This is a genomic window from Thalassospira sp. MIT1004, from assembly GCF_001858545.1.
Classification (GTDB): domain Bacteria; phylum Pseudomonadota; class Alphaproteobacteria; order Rhodospirillales; family Thalassospiraceae; genus Thalassospira; species Thalassospira xiamenensis.
Map to the genome: position 1 here is coordinate 412,690 of NZ_MCAO01000042.1, position 16,716 is coordinate 429,405.

The following is a 16,716-nucleotide window of genomic DNA, read 5'->3' on the forward strand; positions in this document are numbered from 1 at the left end:
GGCGAGTTTAATATATCATTATTGATATGCAAGTTTCGAAAATACTTATTTGATTGTTATGTCTGGCCCCGGAATAATGGCGCCGCATCTCGCGGGAAAACGGGATGCATTATCAAGCGAAAACAAAGACGCGGCACATACAGGCAGCTTTGCCTGGAAAGTCGGGCAAAAGGCTGTAAAGGCCGTGTCTTTTAGGGAGGAAAGATATGAAACGTCTCAGTGCCGTAATGGCAGGGGTCGCCTTTGGCGCGGCCGCAATGATGAGCCCGATGATTTCCGGCAGCTATGCACATGCCGATGAAAAAGGATATGTCGGGATCGCGATGCCCACCAAATCCTCGGCACGCTGGATTTCGGACGGCGAGTCCATGGTCAAGCAGTTCGAAGACGCCGGTTACAAAACCGATCTGCAATATGCAGAAGACGATATTCCCAACCAGCTTTCCCAGATTGAAAACATGATCGTCAAAGGCGTTGATGTTCTTGTGATCGCGGCAATCGACGGCACCACGCTTTCGAACGCGCTGGAAAATGCCAAGGCAGCCGGTATTCAGGTGTTCGCCTATGACCGCCTGATCCGTGACACCGCCAATGTTGATTACTATTCGACCTTCGATAACTTCAAAGTCGGCGTTCAGCAGGCAACCTCGCTGGTTGAAGGTCTGACCGCGGCTGGTGAGCCGCCCTATAATGTTGAACTGTTCGGTGGTTCGCCGGATGATAACAACGCCTATTTCTTCTATAACGGTGCGATGTCCGTTCTGCAGCCGCTGATTGATGAAGGCACGGTTGTTGTCAAATCTGGCCAGATGGGCATGGACAAGGTTGGTACCCTTCGCTGGGATGGCGCGGTTGCACAGGCACGTATGGATAACCTGCTGTCGGCTTATTACACCGACGATCAGGTTGATGGCGTTCTGTCGCCCTATGATGGTCTTTCGATCGGCATACTGTCGTCGCTTAAAGGCGTTGGCTATGGTTCCGGCGACATGAAAATGCCGGTTGTTAGCGGTCAGGACGCCGAACTGCCGTCGGTCAAATCGATCCTTGCTGGTGAACAGTATTCCACGATCTTCAAGGATACCCGTGAACTTGCACGCGTCACCGTTTCGATGGTCGACAGTGTTCTTGCCGGTAAAAAGCCGACCATCAACGATACCAAAACCTATGACAACGGTGTGAAGGTTGTTCCTTCCTACCTGCTGGAGCCGGTTATGGTTGATAAATCCAACTGGGAAGAAATCCTGGTGGGTTCGGGTTACTACACCAAGGACGAAGTCCAGTAATCCGTTGATCTGAATGTGACAGAGGGCGGGCTCGCTCTGAAATGCTGGCCCGCCTTTTTCTGTGCTGTCTGAAACTGACGGTAACAGTCAAACAAGACTGCGAGCGAGAATAGCGCCGTTGTGAAAACATCGGCAGTGGGAGGACCGGATGGATACCATCCTGGAAATGCGCAATATCACCAAAACCTTTCCGGGGGTGAAGGCGCTGGACGATGTCAGCCTGAAAGTGGAACGTGGTGAAATCCACGCCCTTTGCGGCGAAAACGGGGCCGGTAAATCGACCCTGATGAAAGTATTGAGCGGCGTTTACCCGATTGGCACCTATGAAGGTGACATCCTTTATGGCGGGGATGTGCAGGAATTCAAGGATATCCGCGACAGCGAAGAACGCGGCATTATCATCATTCATCAGGAACTGGCTCTTGTGCCATTGCTGTCGATTGCCGAGAACATCTTTCTGGGCAACGAGATTTGCGAAAACGGTGTGATTAACTGGCCCGCGACCTTTGCACGCACGAGCGAGCTTTTGAAAAAAGTCGGGCTTCGCGAAACACCCAGCGAACTGATCACCAATATCGGTGTCGGCAAGCAGCAGCTTGTTGAAATTGCCAAGGCGCTTTCGAAAAAGGTCAAGCTTCTGATCCTTGACGAGCCGACGGCAAGTTTGCAGGAAAATGACAGCCAGAAACTTCTGGACCTGTTGCTTGAATTCAAGGCGCAGGGGATCACATCGATCCTGATTTCGCACAAGCTGAACGAAATCAATCGCGTGGCTGACCGCATCACGGTTATTCGCGATGGCAAGGCGATTTCGACACTTGATGCGCGTGGCGGCAAAATTACCGAAGACGATATCGTCAAGGATATGGTCGGGCGCGATATGGCGCATCGTTATCCGGATCGCACACCTAATATCGGCACGACCAAGCTGATGGAAGTGCGCAACTGGAATGTGACCCATCCGCTCCATCCCGAACGCAAGGTCGTCAAAAATGTCAGTATCGATGTGGCGGCAGGCGAGGTTGTCGGGATTGCCGGTCTGATGGGGGCCGGGCGTACCGAACTTGCCATGAGCATCTTTGGCCGTGCCTATGGCGCGGATATCAGCGGCGAGGTCCTGATTAATGGCAAACCTGCCGATGTGTCGACCGTTGAAAAGGCGATTGCATCGGGTCTTGCCTATGTGACAGAGGATCGCAAGGAAATGGGGCTGGTGCTTGAAGAAAGCATCACGACCAATATCACATTGGCCAATCTTGACGGTGTTGCCGAACACGGCGTCATCAATGAAGGGGCCGAACGTCAGGTGGCCGAAGAATATCGCAGCAAAATCAATATCCGCACCCCGAATGTCGGACAGAAGGCTGTCAATCTTTCGGGGGGTAACCAGCAGAAAGTCGTTTTGGCGAAATGGCTGTTTGCCGGGCCGGAGGTCCTTATTCTGGACGAACCGACGCGTGGCATTGATGTTGGTGCGAAATACGAGATTTATACGATTATCAACCAGCTGGCAGCCGATGGTAAGGGGGTCATCATGATCTCGTCGGAGATGCCGGAGCTTCTGGGCATGTGCGATCGCATCTATGTGATGAACGAGGGTGAGATCAAAGGGCAACTGGCGGCAAATGATGCCGATCAGGAAAAAATCATGCGCATGATCCTGAAAGCGTAAGGAAGCAGACAATGACGGATACTTCTAGCAGCAAATCGATGGGTTATTACCTGCGCACGCATATGCGCGAATATGGCATGGTGGTCGCGCTGATCGCGATTCTGGCCTTCTTCCAGGTGATGACCGATGGCGTGATGCTTAAACCGGTCAACCTGACCAACCTGTTCCTTCAGAACAGCTATATTATCATCATGGCAGTGGGCATGCTGCTGGTGATTGTCGGCGGTCATATCGACCTTTCGGTTGGATCGGTCGTCGGCTTTATCGGTGCGCTCGCCGCGGTGATGATTGTCCATTGGGATTTGCCGACGATTATTGTGATCCCGGCCTGTCTGATCGTCGGTGCGATTATCGGTGCCGCCCAAGGATACTGGGTTGCCTATTGGCGCATTCCGTCCTTTATCGTGACGCTGGCCGGTATGCTGGTGTTTAAAGGTTTGACGCTGGCGCTTCTGGGTGGGGCATCGGTTGGTCCGTTCCCTGACAGCTTCCAGGCGATGTCTTCGGGCTTTCTGCCGGATTTCTTTGCCGGTTTGATCGAAGGCCGCTTTAACATCTTTTCGATGGTTCTGGGCGTTGCAATTGCGGTGATTCTGCCGGTCCTTGGTCTGCGGGCACGCGCCAAGCAGGCGAAGTTCGCCGAGGTTGAAGAACCGATAGCGTTCTTTGCGGCCAAACATGCGATTGCCGGTCTTGCGATCCTGTATGTCACCTATCTTCTGTCGACCTATCGCGGGTTGCCGAACGTTTTGATCGTGATGGCGCTTCTGATTGCGATATTCACCTTCATCACCAACAGCACAACGCTTGGGCGCCGTATCTATGCGCTGGGCGGGAATGAAAAAGCCGCCAAGCTTTCGGGCATCAATACTAAACGCCTGACCTTCCTGACCTTTGCCAATATGGGCATGCTGGCCGCGCTCGCCGGTCTGGTGTTTGCCGCGCGTTTGAATACGGCAACCCCGAAAGCCGGTCTTGCATTCGAGCTTGATGTGATTGCGGCCGTGTTTATCGGTGGCGCATCGATGTCGGGCGGGGTTGGCAAGGTGATCGGTGCGGTGGTTGGCGCGTTGATCATGGGGGTCATGAATAACGGCATGTCGATCATTGGTGTCGGTATCGACTGGCAGCAGGTCATCAAGGGTCTGGTGCTGCTCGCGGCTGTGATCTTTGATGTCTATAACAAGAACAAAGCGTAACAACATGCAGACGAGGAACGGCACGGTTCTGACAGGATCAGTTGCTTGGATAAAGCAATTGCAAAGCCATGCCGTTCAAAGTCCCCCATATGGAATGCCACATCCATATGGAATCGGACCCGTCTCGATAAAAACTCATAAAGGAGAACGGGCATGACGAAGTTCAAACCGGCAGCATGGCCCCGCGTCCTGCGTTCGCAGGAAGGCTGGTTCGGCGGAACCAGCAAGGACAATATCTATCACCGCAGCTGGATGAAGAACCAGGGCCTGCCATCGGACCTGTTTGACGGTCGTCCGGTGATCGGGATTTGCAATACCTGGTCGCAGTTGACGCCCTGCAACGCGCATTTGCGCGATCTGGCGGAACGCGTCAAACACGGTATTTACGAAGCTGGTGGTTTACCGCTTGAATTCCCGGTTTTCTCGCCGGGCGAGAGCACATTGCGCCCGACCGCCATGATGTTCCGTAATTTGTGCGCGATGGATGTCGAGGAAGCGCTGCGCGGAACGCCGCTTGACGGTGTGGTTCTGATGGTGGGCTGCGATAAAACCACCCCAGCCCTTTTGATGGGGGCTGCAAGTGTTGATATCCCGGCGATTGTGGTCACCGGCGGGCCGATGCTGAACGGTAAATGGCGCGGTCAGGATATCGGTTCGGGCACGTCGCTTTGGCAGCTTTCCGAAGACCGCAAGGCCGGCAAGATCAGCACCGAGGACTTCCTTGAAGCCGAAATCGCCATGTCGCGTTCGCCCGGTTCATGCAATACGATGGGCACCGCATCCACCATGGCCAGCATGGCGGAAGCACTGGGCATGGCGCTTTCGGGAAATGCGGCGATTCCGGCCGTGGATAGCCGTCGTCGCGTGATGGCGCATGTGACCGGCCGCCGGATCGTGCAGATGGTCAAGGACGACCTGAAACCATCCGACGTCATGACCAAGGAAGCGTTTGAAAATGCGATCCGGGTCAATGGGGCGATTGGTGGTTCGACCAATGCCGTGATCCATTTGCTCGCCATTGCCGGTCGTGTTGGCATCGACCTGACACTTGATGATTGGGACCGTCTGGGTCGTGATATTCCGACGATTGTGAATCTGCAGCCATCGGGCAAATACCTGATGGAGGAATTCTTCTATGCCGGTGGTTTACCGGTGGTCATCAAGGCACTGGGTGAGGCGGGCAAGCTGCATAATGATGCTTTGACCGTTTCGGGCGACACCATGTGGGAGCAGGTCAAGGATGTTCAGAACTGGAATGACGATGTCATTCGCCCGTTCGAAAAGGCCCTGACCCAAAGCGGTGGCATCGCGGTTGTCAAAGGCAACCTTGCGCCCAATGGTGCGGTGTTGAAGCCGTCGGCGGCAACAGCTTCCTTGCTCACCCATCGTGGTCGTGCCGTGGTGTTTGAGGACATTGATGATTACAAGGCCAAGATCTATGACGAAAGCCTTGATATCGATGAAAACTGCATCATGGTTCTGAAAAACTGCGGGCCGAAAGGCTATCCGGGTATGGCCGAGGTCGGCAATATGGGCTTGCCGCCCAAGGTGCTACGCAAGGGCATTACCGACATGGTGCGTATTTCCGATGCCCGTATGAGCGGCACGGCATATGGCACGGTGGTTCTGCATACATCCCCTGAAGCCGCTGCTGGCGGCCCGTTGGCGGTGGTGCAGAATGGCGACATGATTGAACTGGATGTGCCAAACCGCAAACTGCACCTCGATATCAGTGACGAGGAGCTTAAGAAGCGCCTTGATAATTGGAAATCGACGGTGCCGGTACCGGAAAGCGGTTATGCATCGCTGTATTACAAAAGCGTCATTGGCGCGGACAAGGGGGCCGATTTCGACTTCCTCGTCGGTCATCGCGGCAAGGCGATCCCGAAAGACAGCCATTAGGCCAAAGCTCCCGCAAGACGCGATAGCGTTGATTGCGCACTCCCGACCGGTCGGCAGGAAATTGCTGACCGGTTTTTTTATTCCCCATAGAGGAAAATGCAGCCTGCTTCCCTGTTCAGGGAACGGTATGACGATTTAAGTTTTATGGAAAAAATGGTGGGCGTAACAAGATTCGAACTTGTGACCTCTCCCGTGTGAAGGGAACGCTCTAACCAACTGAGCTATACGCCCGAAAACGGAAATCGCGGCCCGATTGGGCAGCTTGTTCTCCGTCGGTAGCGCGGGGTTATAAGGGGGTGATCAGGGGGTGTCAAGCAGCCTGTTTGACGATTTTTCCGATCTCTTCGGGCAGGTTTTCAAATGCAGTGACAACCCCATCCGCGGCGAGATTTTTTGCACGTGTATCATCGACTTCAAAGGCCACCGCAATGGCCGGAATGCCGAAATTGCGTGCGGCATTCACATCATTGGCATGATCACCAACCATGATCGCGATATCGCCGCGTGCCCGGTCATATCCGGCTTGATCAAGGGCGAATGCCAAATGAGCGCCGTCGGGCTTTTTAACGTGCGTTGCATCGCCGCCGACAATCACGGCAAACAGATCGAAGACACCCAGCCGTTCAAGGATGCGTTTGCAGGGTGCGGTCGGTTTGTTTGATGCCAGACCAATGATCCAGCCATCTGATGCCAGATCGCGAAGGGTTGCTTCGGCATTTTCAAACAGGCGGGTATGGGCATAGTCGGTGTCGATATAACGTGTGGTGAAATCGCCTTCGCAGTCATCGAGCTGTTGACCATCAATCGTGACACCGCGCGCATCAAACGCCCGTTTGGTCAGCATTTTGGTGCCATCGCCCAGCATGGCTTCCAGTTCGGGACGGGCAAGTGGCGCAAGGTCTTGGGCGGCGAGGGTTTCGTTCATCGCAAACAGCAGATCATCCACCCCGTCAATCAGGGTGCCGTCAAGATCGAACAGGATGAATTTTGCCATTTTGCGATGCTGCCTTTGAAAACGAATATCGATTTATCGGACCTTAACCGAACTGGTGTCATTAACAAACGGTAACATCTGCTAACACGAAGTAACAAAACGTGATTCTTTCGGGGCTTTTGCCTTTGGGGATTATAGGTTAGGAGTTGCTTCAAATCGGCTGTGACAGGTTCGGACCGGCATATCGTGACCGGATCGAAAACAAAGGGGACGCCGTGTAACGCATGGCACAACAGGGTTAAAGCATGTCGCGTGAATTAAGTGTGGTGGTTCTGGCTGCGGGTATGGGAACGCGAATGAAAAGCGCGATCCCCAAGGTCATGCACAAGATAGCAGGCAAACCGATGGTCAATCATGTGATTGATACGGCGGCCCATCTGAACGCAACCAAAACCATGGTTGTTGTCGGGCCGGATATGCCCAAGCTGATTGAGGCCGTCTCCCCGCATTCGACATTTGAACAAACTGATCGACTTGGAACCGCACATGCGGTTCTTGCCGCCAAAGAGGCCCTTCGTGGCCTTACGGGCAATGTGCTTGTGCTTTATGCCGACAGTCCGCTTTTTACTACCGAAACCCTCTCACGCCTTGTCGCGGCGCGCGAGCATGGCGATCACGCGGTTGCGGTTTTGGGATTTCGCCCTGAAGACCCGACCGGTTATGGCCGCCTTGTGACCGATCCGGCAAATGGTGAGTTGCTGGCGATTGTTGAAGACAAGGAATGTGACGAAACGCAACGTGCGATCAATTTTTGCAATTCCGGTGTGATGTGCTTCCGTGCTGAAAGCATGATTGAAACCCTTGAAGCGATTGGAAATGCCAATGCCAAGGGCGAATATTACCTGACCGATGCGGTCGAGGTGGCGCGTGCTAACGGCAATAGTTGCGTTGCTGTTGAGGTCGCTGAGGAAGAAACGCTTGGTGTGAATTCCAGAAGCCAGCTTGCCGTGGCCGAAGCCATTATGCAGTCACGCCTGCGCGAGGCGGCAATGGTGAATGGTGCGACCCTGATTGATCCGGGTTCGGTCTATCTGGCCAGCGACACCATATTGGGCCGGGATGTTGTTATCGAGCCGAATGTGTTTTTGGGTCCTGGTGTTACGGTTGGCGATGATGTGACCATCAAGGCCTTCAGCCATCTTGAAAGCTGTGTGGTGGGCGACAAAGCCGATATCGGGCCCTATGCACGTTTGCGACCGGGCGCGGAAATTGGTGCCGGTGCCAGGGTTGGAAATTTTGTCGAGATCAAAAAGGCTGTTGTTGAAGCCGGGGCGAAGGTCAATCACCTCAGCTATATCGGAGATGCCCGTGTCGGGGCAAAGGCCAATATCGGTGCCGGAACCATCACATGCAATTACGACGGATACCGCAAACAGCATACTGATATCGGGGCAGGTGCATTTATCGGTTCCAATTCGGCACTGGTCGCCCCCGTATCCATCGGGGATGGTGCCATTATTGGTGCGGGCAGCACGATTACCGGAACGGTCGAAGCCGATGCCCTGGTGATAGAGCGGGCGCAACGGCTTGATAAACCGGGCTGGGCGCGGGTATTTCGCGAGAAGATGAAGGCCCTTTTGGGTAAGTAATGGCAATTAACGCGCGGCATTTGCGTGCGCGATGGGCAAAATTTCGACGGGGAAGACAACACTATGTGCGGTATTATCGGCATTATCGGCAAGGACAGCGTCAGCGACCGTATTCTTGAGGGGCTTAAACGGCTTGAATATCGGGGCTATGACAGTGCCGGGATTGCAACCCTTGTGAATGGTCATATCGATCGCCGCCGGGCCGAAGGCAAGCTGATCAACCTTGCCAACCGTCTTGCGGAAATGCCGCTGGCGGGGGATGTCGGCATTGGTCACACCCGCTGGGCGACCCACGGTGTGCCGACCGAAAACAATGCCCATCCGCATACCGATGGCAAGGTTGCCGTGGTGCATAACGGCATCATCGAAAATTATCAGGAAATCAAGGCTGAGCTTTCCGGCAAGGGCCGGGCTTTTGCCACTGATACCGACACTGAAGTGATTGTGCATCTGGTTTCCGACTTCCTTGATCAGGGCAAAACCCCGCGTGACGCAGTCGCCGCCACATTACATCGGATTGAGGGTGCCTTTGCGCTGGTAATCATGATTGCTGGGCAGCATGACGTGATTTTTGGCGCGCGCCGTGGCACGCCGCTTGCGGTTGGTTTGGGTGAGGGCGAGATGTATCTTGGCTCGGACGCGATGGCACTGTCGCATCTGACCAACAGGCTGATTTACCTTGAAGAAGGTGATTGGGTCGAAGTGACCCGCGATGGTGTTCAGGTCCGTGACGAGCATGACAATGACGTTACCCGTGAAACAAAGCTTTCGGCTGTTTCCGGAGCCATGATGGGCAAGGGTAACTATAACCATTTCATGCAGAAGGAAATTTTCGAACAGCCAGCCGTGATTGGCGACACGTTGCATGCCTTCATCAATCCGGCGACGCGGACGATCAAGCTGCCCGATATGCCGTTTTCGTTTAACGATGTCAGCCGGTTGACGATTGTGGCGTGCGGCACGTCCTTCTATGCCGGAATGGTGGCAAAGCACTGGATCGAACGCTATGCCGGGCTTGGCGTTGATGTCGATATCGCGTCTGAATTCCGCTATCGGTGCCCGCCGCTTCCAAAAGGGGGCGTGGCGCTATTTCTTTCGCAATCCGGCGAGACGCTTGATACCTTGGCTGCCCTTCGTTATGCGAAGTCAAAGGGGCAGAAAATTGTTTCCATCGTCAATGTTGCCGAAAGCACGATTGCACGCGAAAGCGATGTGGTCTTGCTGACCTATGCCGGGCCGGAAATCGGGGTCGCATCGACCAAGGCCTTTACCACGCAATTGACTGTTCTGGCCTGTCTTGCTGTGACGATCGGGCGCGATAACGGCACTCTTGCCAAGGACGAGGAAGCCGCCATCGTCAACGCGCTGACCGAAGTGCCAAAACATGCGGCCGAAGTCCTTCATCATGACGATGAAATCCGTGAACTTGCGATCAATATCGCTGATGCGCGCGATGTGCTTTATATCGGCCGCGGCCTTGGCTATCCGATTGCGATGGAAGGGGCGCTAAAGCTTAAGGAAATTTCCTATATCCACGCCGAAGGCTATGCGGCGGGCGAGATGAAGCACGGCCCGATTGCCCTGATTGATCAGTCGGTTCCGATCATCGTGATTGCACCGTCCGACGAACTTTTTGAAAAAACCGCATCGAACATGCAGGAAGCGGCCGCACGAGGCGGACGGGTAATTTTCCTGTCTGATGCAGAGGGACTTGCGAAGCTTGGCGAGATGGCATCGGCCACGGTAGAGCTGCCAAAGGTTGCCGATTTTGTTGCGCCAATCCTGTATACTATTCCGGTTCAGATGCTGGCCTATCATGTGGCGGTCCATAAGGGTACGGATGTCGATCAGCCCCGTAACCTCGCCAAATCGGTTACGGTGGAATAAGGTCGATATTTCAGGCGACAGGTTGCACAGGTAGTTGGATAAACGGGCGGGGCCTATGAAAGTCATTGTGACAGGTGGTGCAGGGTTTATCGGGTCGGCGGTCTGCCGACTTTTGGCCGGGCAGAAAAAGATCGAGGTTCTCAACCTTGATAAGCTGACCTATGCGTCTGATTTGCGCACTGTTGAAAGTGTTTCTTCGCTACCCAACTATTGTTTCGTAAAACAGGATATCTGCAATCGGGCGGAACTTGACCGGGTCTTTGAAGATTTTCAACCCGATGCTGTGATGCATCTGGCGGCAGAAAGCCACGTAGACCGTTCGATTGACGGGCCGTCTGAATTTATTCAGACGAATCTTGTTGGTACATTCACCCTGCTGGAAGCAGCACGTGATTATTTCAACGGCTTGTCTGCTGAACGACGGTCGACTTTCCGGTTTCATCATATTTCGACTGACGAGGTGTATGGTTCGCTTGGGGACGAGGGGCTTTTTACAGAAGAAACCCCCTATGCGCCCAATTCGCCATATTCTGCAAGCAAGGCGGGATCGGATCACCTGGTGCGCGCCTGGCATCATACGTATGGGTTGCCGGTGATTATCAGCAATTGTTCGAACAATTACGGGCCCTATCAATTCCCCGAGAAGCTGATCCCCCTGATGATCCTGAATATCTTGCATGGCAAGGCGTTGCCGGTTTATGGCGATGGCAAAAACACGCGGGACTGGCTTCATGTTGAAGACCATGCAGACGCGCTTTTTACCATTTTGACCGAGGGACGAATTGGCGAGAAATACAATGTCGGTGGTTGCAACGAAGTTGCAAATATTGATGTCGTGCGCAGCATATTTGATGTTGTGTCGCGGTTTCAGCCCGATGCTGTGACAGGTGACTTTGAGGCGCAGGTTCGGTTCGTGACCGACCGCCCGGGGCATGACTGGCGGTATGCGATTGATCCATCCAAGACACGCGACGAGCTTGGCTGGGAACCAAAACACAGCTTTGAAAGCGGTCTGGAGCAGACAGTGAAATGGTATCTGGCAAATCGGGCGTGGTGGGAGCCCATCCTGAAAGATAAATATGCAGGTGAGCGGCTCGGAACGGTGAAATAGTGATGATTAATGCACTTGTCTTTGGCGCAAACGGCCAATTGGGAAGAAGTCTGGCGCTATGTGGCGCGGCTTTTCCGAAAGTCCGTTTGACACTCTTGGATCGAAGCAAGTGTGATTTATCTGATCTGTCGACAATTGCTTCGGCCATTCGGGACAATCAACCGCATGTGATCATCAATGCTGCTGCTTATACGGCTGTTGATCTTGCCGAAAATGATCGTGAGAACGCCTATCATATCAACTGCGATGCTGTTGATATGATGGCCCGGGCTGCCGACGATCTTGATATTCCGCTGATCCATTTTTCAACCGATTATGTTTTTGATGGCGCGTCACAGCGCCCATACTGCGAAGATGATCCGGTCGCGCCACTTGGCGTTTACGGTGCCAGCAAACTGGCAGGCGAATGCGCGGTGAGGGCTGTGGCTAAGCGCCACCTTATTTTGCGCACAGCCTGGGTTTACAGTCCGTTTGGCAAGAATTTCGTGAAAACGATGCTGGGATTAATGGCGCAACGTGATGTTCTGACGATTGTGAATGATCAGCATGGATGTCCGACATCGGCAATTGATCTGGCGAATGCGACCTTGCGATTATTACCGGTGATACTTGATCTGAACTTTAACGGGTTTGGGACATACCATCTTGTTTCCGATAATCAGATGACGTGGTTTGATTTCGCCAAACGTATTCAGGATGCAGCGATTGCGCAGTTTGGGGCAAATTGGACTGGGAAAAATTGCAGGATCGATCCGGTAAACTCGGATGCCTTTCCAACGATTGCCAAGCGTCCAGCCTATTCCATAATGTCGACACAGAAATTTACCGATACTTTCGGTTATGGGCTGCCTGATATTTCGGAAAGCCTTCCGACATGTTTGAACAACCTTGAAGCGGGCAGATAGAAAATGCGTAAAGGCATCATTCTTGCGGGCGGAACCGGATCGCGGTTGCATCCGTCGACAATGGTTGTGTCAAAGCAGCTGTTGCCGGTTTACGACAAGCCAATGGTCTATTACCCGCTGACGACATTGATGTTGGCCGGGATCAGGGAAATCCTTTTGATCAGTACGCCGCGCGATTTACCGTTATTTCGTGAGCTGTTGGGTGATGGTCAGAGGTGGGGGCTTCAGATCGAATATGCAGTTCAGGAAGAGCCCCGCGGTCTTGCCGATGCGTTTCGGGTTGGGGCTGCATTTATCGGCGATGACCCGTGCTGTCTGGTTCTGGGGGATAACATATTTTTCGGGCATGGCCTGACCGAGCTTCTGGTCAACGCGATGAAGCAGACCACCGGCGCAACGGTTTTTGCCTATTATGTGCAGGACCCTGAACGTTACGGTGTCGTCGAATTCGATAACAAGGGAATGGCAAAGGGAATTGAAGAAAAGCCGAAAGAGCCGAAATCGAATTATGCCGTGACCGGGATGTATTTCTATGACGCGCAGGTCGTTGAAATCGCAAGATCCATAAAACCATCGGCGCGTGGCGAGCTTGAAATTACCGATGTCAACAATGCGTATCTGGAACGCGGGCAGTTGCATGTGGAAAAGATGGGGCGCGGATATGCCTGGCTTGATACTGGAACCCATGGTGCGATGCTTGATGCCGCAAACTTTGTTGAAACAGTAGAAAAGCGGCAAAGCCTTAAAATTGCTTGTCCCGAAGAAATAGCATTACGCACAGGTCTGATTGATGAGGGGCAATTTGAAAAGCTGATTGATGCCTTTGGTGCCAGCTCGTATCGCGACTATCTAATATCCGTTTTGCGCAGCCTGCATCGGATGTAGACGACAGTTCAGTTTTCGTCTCTAACTGTTTCAAGATACTTTTTGAACGACATCGCATTGGTATCTTTGGCTGACAGTATCAGCTGGCTTTCATCCATCGGCCAGTTGATGCCAAGATCCGGATCGTTCCATAGAATAGCATGCTCGGCCGAAGGGGTGTAAGGCCTGCTGACCTTGTAGACGACTTCTGTGTCGGGGGCGAGCGTCAGAAAACCATGAGCAAATCCGCGCGGAACAAAAATCTGGTTCCAGTCATCGGCGTTGATTTCGGCAATAACCGATTTGCCAAGTGTTGGCGAATTGGGACGAATGTCGACGGCAACGTCTAGGATTCGACCGCGCAGAACCCGAACGAGTTTGTCTTGGGCATACGGTTCGCGCTGGAAATGCAGGCCGCGCAAAACACCGGGGCTTTTGGAAAAGGAATGGTTATCCTGAACGAAATCCTGCGTGATTCCGGCCTGTGAAAACTCCTCCTGATTATAGGTTTCGGAGAAGAATCCCCGCTCGTCTTCGAATTTTCTCGGGAAGAGCAGTTTGACCTCGGGAATTTCCAGAGATTCGATCTTCATAAAATCACCATTTTGGGACCCAAGTGGTCCAGTCGGGCTAATGACCTGCAAGACGAATATCCTACTTAGCATAACTTATAAAGATGCGTTGGGGATTTGGTTAAATCAACGCCAATGAGTTTATGCTGGCGAATGAAGAATTTCGGAAATCGTGTCACAATATTGCCCTTTGTCATGTGAGGTGTCGCGTGATAGGCATGGCATCAGAAAATGATCGTGGCGCGGCGCGTGGGCGAAGCGCGTCGGCTTCATTCTCGCAAGTGCGAGAAAATCCCCAAAATCATGATATTTTTGCGTCCTTTTGCTCTCTTCTGTTGACAAATTCCGATGGCTTCAATACATGCTGTTAGCACTCGCCGGGGGTGAGTGCTAATACGGGCTCATCCCGGTTAGTTTTAGTTTAAAACGAGCCTTAGCTTAAACACGGAGTTGTCTAACATGAAGTTCCGTCCGTTACATGATCGTGTGCTGGTCCGTCGTGTCGAATCCGACACCAAGACTGCCGGTGGCATCATTATCCCGGATACCGCGAAAGAAAAACCGCAGGAAGGCGAGATCATCGCTGTCGGTTCCGGTGTTCGCAAAGAAGACGGCTCGCTTGTCGCGCTTGACGTCAAGGCTGGTGACAAGGTTCTGTTCGGCAAATGGTCGGGCACCGAAGTCAAGGTCGATGGCGAAGAGCTGCTGATCATGAAAGAGTCCGACATTATGGGCATCATGGAATAAGTCAGCCTTTTGGTGACTTAAATCCACGTTCATCCGTCTCATAGAGAGGAAAGAATATTATGGCTGCTAAAGAAGTGAAATTCTCCACCGACGCCCGCGCCAAAATGCTGCGCGGTGTCGACATCCTTGCTGATGCCGTTAAAGTGACGCTCGGCCCGAAAGGCCGTAACGTTGTCATCGAAAAATCCTTTGGCGCACCGCGTGTGACCAAGGACGGTGTTTCGGTGGCCAAGGAAATCGAACTTTCTGACAAGTTCGAAAACATGGGCGCACAGATGCTGCGTGAAGTGGCTTCCAAAACCGCCGATCTGGCTGGTGACGGCACCACCACCGCAACCGTTCTGGCACAGGCAATCGTTCGTGAAGGCAACAAGTCCGTTGCTGCAGGCATGAACCCGATGGACCTGAAACGCGGTATCGATCTTGCGACGACCAAAGTAATTGAAGCCATCCAGAGCCGCGCACGTAAAGTGTCGGGCAAGGACGAAATCGCACAGGTTGGTAACATTTCGGCCAACGGTGACCGTGAAGTCGGCGACATGATCGCTGAAGCCATGGAAAAAGTTGGCAACGAAGGTGTTATCACCGTCGAGGAAGCCAAGGGCCTGCACACCGAACTCGACGTTGTCGAAGGCATGCAGTTTGATCGTGGTTACCTGTCGCCGTACTTCGTAACCAATCCGGAAAAGATGGTTGCCGAACTCGACAACCCGTATGTTCTTCTGTTCGACAAAAAAGTTTCCTCGCTGCAGCCGCTGCTGCCGCTTCTGGAAGCTGCCGTTCAGTCGGGCAAGCCGCTTCTTATCATTGCTGAAGACGTCGAAGGCGAAGCTCTTGCGACCCTCGTCGTCAACAAGCTGCGCGGCGGTCTGAAAATCGCTGCTGTCAAAGCACCGGGCTTCGGCGATCGTCGCAAAGCAATGCTCGAAGACATTGCCATCCTTACCGGTGGTCAGGTTGTCTCAGAAGATCTTGGCATCAAGCTTGAGAGCGTTACGCTCGATATGCTCGGTACCGCGAAATCGATCACCATCACCAAAGAAGAAACCACCATCGTTGATGGTGCCGGTGAGAAAGCCCAGATCGAAGCCCGCGTTGGCCAGATCCGTGCACAGATCGAAGAAACCACTTCGGATTATGACCGCGAGAAACTGCAGGAACGTCTTGCGAAACTCGCTGGCGGTGTTGCCGTGATCAAAATCGGTGGCGCTTCGGAAATCGAAGTGAAAGAACGCAAAGACCGCGTTGACGATGCCCTGCACGCAACTCGCGCTGCTGTTGAAGAAGGTATCGTTGCTGGTGGCGGTACGGCTCTGCTGTACGCGACCCGCGCTCTTGACGGTCTTGAAGGTGTAAACCATGACCAGACCATCGGTGTCGACATCGTTCGTCGCGCGCTGCAGGCTCCGGTCCGTCAGATCGCTCAGAACGCAGGTGTTGATGGCGCAGTTGTCGCTGGCAAGCTGCTTGAGCAGGACGATGTTGAATTCGGCTTCGACGCCCAGAAAGGTGAATACACCAACCTGGTCAAAGCCGGCATCATCGACCCGGCCAAAGTTGTTCGTACTGCCCTGCAGGACGCAGCATCGGTCGCAGGTCTGCTGATCACCACCGAATGCATGATCGCTGAAAAGCCGGAAGATAAATCCTCCGGTGGCGCGCCTGACATGGGCGGCATGGGTGGTATGGGCGGTATGGGCGGTATGGGCTTCTAAGCCTTACCACCAACCGACCTTCTTGCTACGGAAAGGGTCTCGCATTTGCGAGGCCCTTCAGACCGCTGACAAACCCCGTCATATTTTGGCGGGGTTTTTCTTTTAGAGGTGTTTGAAAGCTGGCTTGAGTGTGCCGAGGGGATTATGCCTCGGCGATTGGCCCCTTGGGGCCCAAAGCCAGGGCTATTTTCTTGATGTTTTGGGCGGCGGCGGCCAGCAGACATTGGCATTTGACATTGATCAGTCCCCGGAACCTTGCATATCGATGACCGT

The 16,716-nt window shown here is 53.4% G+C and carries 13 protein-coding genes and 1 tRNA gene; 11 read left to right on the forward strand and 3 right to left on the reverse strand.

What is annotated here, in order from left to right:
* Positions 1-206: 206 nt before the first annotated feature.
* From chvE to araD, 4 genes are all read left to right on the forward strand, one after another.
* On the forward strand, positions 207-1,286 hold the full coding sequence (gene chvE, locus BC440_RS16010; RefSeq protein WP_007090395.1) for a multiple monosaccharide ABC transporter substrate-binding protein: 1,080 nt from the start codon (positions 207-209) through the stop codon (positions 1,284-1,286).
* A gap of 148 nt (positions 1,287-1,434) precedes the next feature.
* Positions 1,435-2,958: a multiple monosaccharide ABC transporter ATP-binding protein gene (gene mmsA, locus BC440_RS16015; protein ID WP_071240518.1), complete on the forward strand. Its 1,524-nt coding sequence runs from the start codon at positions 1,435-1,437 to the stop codon at positions 2,956-2,958.
* An 11-nt stretch (positions 2,959-2,969) separates the two neighbouring features.
* Positions 2,970-4,157: a multiple monosaccharide ABC transporter permease gene (gene mmsB, locus BC440_RS16020; protein ID WP_071240519.1), complete on the forward strand. Its 1,188-nt coding sequence runs from the start codon at positions 2,970-2,972 to the stop codon at positions 4,155-4,157.
* 153 nt (positions 4,158-4,310) lie between these two features.
* The gene (araD, locus tag BC440_RS16025) at positions 4,311-6,059 is read left to right on the forward strand and encodes an L-arabinonate dehydratase (protein ID WP_071240520.1); all 1,749 of its coding nucleotides are present in this window, start codon (positions 4,311-4,313) and stop codon (positions 6,057-6,059) included.
* A gap of 154 nt (positions 6,060-6,213) precedes the next feature.
* Here the strand turns inward: araD and BC440_RS16030 are convergent.
* Together BC440_RS16030 and BC440_RS16035 are read right to left on the reverse strand one after the other, a co-directional pair.
* Positions 6,214-6,290: transfer RNA gene (locus BC440_RS16030), tRNA-Val, on the reverse strand.
* 79 nt (positions 6,291-6,369) lie between these two features.
* Complete coding sequence (locus tag BC440_RS16035; protein ID WP_071240521.1) at positions 6,370-7,053, reverse strand: HAD-IA family hydrolase; 684 nt, start codon at positions 7,051-7,053, stop codon at positions 6,370-6,372.
* 245 nt (positions 7,054-7,298) lie between these two features.
* Here BC440_RS16035 and glmU point away from each other — a divergent pair, with 245 nt between their 5' ends.
* The 5 genes from glmU to rfbA all read left to right on the forward strand — a co-directional run bounded on the left by glmU (position 7,299) and on the right by rfbA (position 13,430).
* A complete protein-coding gene (gene glmU / locus BC440_RS16040; RefSeq protein ID WP_071240522.1) occupies positions 7,299-8,642 on the forward strand; it encodes a bifunctional UDP-N-acetylglucosamine diphosphorylase/glucosamine-1-phosphate N-acetyltransferase GlmU in 1,344 nt (447 codons plus the stop codon).
* Between the two features lie 63 nt (positions 8,643-8,705).
* Positions 8,706-10,529 carry a glutamine--fructose-6-phosphate transaminase (isomerizing) gene (gene glmS / locus BC440_RS16045; RefSeq protein ID WP_071240523.1) on the forward strand — a complete coding sequence of 608 codons (1,824 nt, stop codon included), beginning with the start codon at positions 8,706-8,708 and terminating at the stop codon, positions 10,527-10,529.
* A gap of 55 nt (positions 10,530-10,584) precedes the next feature.
* The gene (rfbB, locus tag BC440_RS16050; RefSeq protein WP_071240524.1) at positions 10,585-11,640 is read left to right on the forward strand and encodes a dTDP-glucose 4,6-dehydratase; all 1,056 of its coding nucleotides are present in this window, start codon (positions 10,585-10,587) and stop codon (positions 11,638-11,640) included.
* A gap of 2 nt (positions 11,641-11,642) precedes the next feature.
* A complete protein-coding gene (gene rfbD / locus BC440_RS16055; RefSeq protein ID WP_071240525.1) occupies positions 11,643-12,545 on the forward strand; it encodes a dTDP-4-dehydrorhamnose reductase in 903 nt (300 codons plus the stop codon).
* A gap of 3 nt (positions 12,546-12,548) precedes the next feature.
* Positions 12,549-13,430, forward strand: a complete 882-nt coding sequence (rfbA, locus tag BC440_RS16060) for a glucose-1-phosphate thymidylyltransferase RfbA (protein ID WP_037990059.1) — start codon at positions 12,549-12,551, stop codon at positions 13,428-13,430.
* Between the two features lie 8 nt (positions 13,431-13,438).
* Here rfbA and rfbC read toward each other — a convergent pair whose 3' ends face one another.
* Positions 13,439-14,002 (reverse strand): dTDP-4-dehydrorhamnose 3,5-epimerase, encoded by a 564-nt coding sequence (rfbC, locus tag BC440_RS16065; RefSeq protein ID WP_007090385.1) that lies wholly within the window; start codon positions 14,000-14,002, stop codon positions 13,439-13,441.
* Between the two features lie 438 nt (positions 14,003-14,440).
* On the opposite strand from rfbC, the gene groES reads away from it, so the two are divergent.
* Positions 14,441-14,728, forward strand: a complete 288-nt coding sequence (gene groES / locus BC440_RS16070) for a co-chaperone GroES (protein ID WP_007090384.1) — start codon at positions 14,441-14,443, stop codon at positions 14,726-14,728.
* Between the two features lie 59 nt (positions 14,729-14,787).
* Positions 14,788-16,443, forward strand: a complete 1,656-nt coding sequence (groL, locus tag BC440_RS16075) for a chaperonin GroEL (RefSeq protein ID WP_037990063.1) — start codon at positions 14,788-14,790, stop codon at positions 16,441-16,443.
* Positions 16,444-16,716 lie beyond the last annotated feature (273 nt).

Coding starts and splice junctions, on each gene's coding strand:
- groL (WP_037990063.1), top strand. CDS start 14,788: ATGGCTGCTAAAGAAGTGAAATTCTCCACCGACGCCCGCGCCAAAATG.
- chvE (WP_007090395.1), top strand. CDS start 207: ATGAAACGTCTCAGTGCCGTAATGGCAGGGGTCGCCTTTGGCGCGGCC.
- mmsA (WP_071240518.1), top strand. CDS start 1,435: ATGGATACCATCCTGGAAATGCGCAATATCACCAAAACCTTTCCGGGG.
- glmU (WP_071240522.1), top strand. CDS start 7,299: ATGTCGCGTGAATTAAGTGTGGTGGTTCTGGCTGCGGGTATGGGAACG.
- mmsB (WP_071240519.1), top strand. CDS start 2,970: ATGACGGATACTTCTAGCAGCAAATCGATGGGTTATTACCTGCGCACG.
- araD (WP_071240520.1), top strand. CDS start 4,311: ATGACGAAGTTCAAACCGGCAGCATGGCCCCGCGTCCTGCGTTCGCAG.
- rfbB (WP_071240524.1), top strand. CDS start 10,585: ATGAAAGTCATTGTGACAGGTGGTGCAGGGTTTATCGGGTCGGCGGTC.
- rfbC (WP_007090385.1), bottom strand. CDS start 14,002: ATGAAGATCGAATCTCTGGAAATTCCCGAGGTCAAACTGCTCTTCCCG.
- groES (WP_007090384.1), top strand. CDS start 14,441: ATGAAGTTCCGTCCGTTACATGATCGTGTGCTGGTCCGTCGTGTCGAA.
- BC440_RS16035 (WP_071240521.1), bottom strand. CDS start 7,053: ATGGCAAAATTCATCCTGTTCGATCTTGACGGCACCCTGATTGACGGG.
- glmS (WP_071240523.1), top strand. CDS start 8,706: ATGTGCGGTATTATCGGCATTATCGGCAAGGACAGCGTCAGCGACCGT.
- rfbD (WP_071240525.1), top strand. CDS start 11,643: ATGATTAATGCACTTGTCTTTGGCGCAAACGGCCAATTGGGAAGAAGT.
- rfbA (WP_037990059.1), top strand. CDS start 12,549: ATGCGTAAAGGCATCATTCTTGCGGGCGGAACCGGATCGCGGTTGCAT.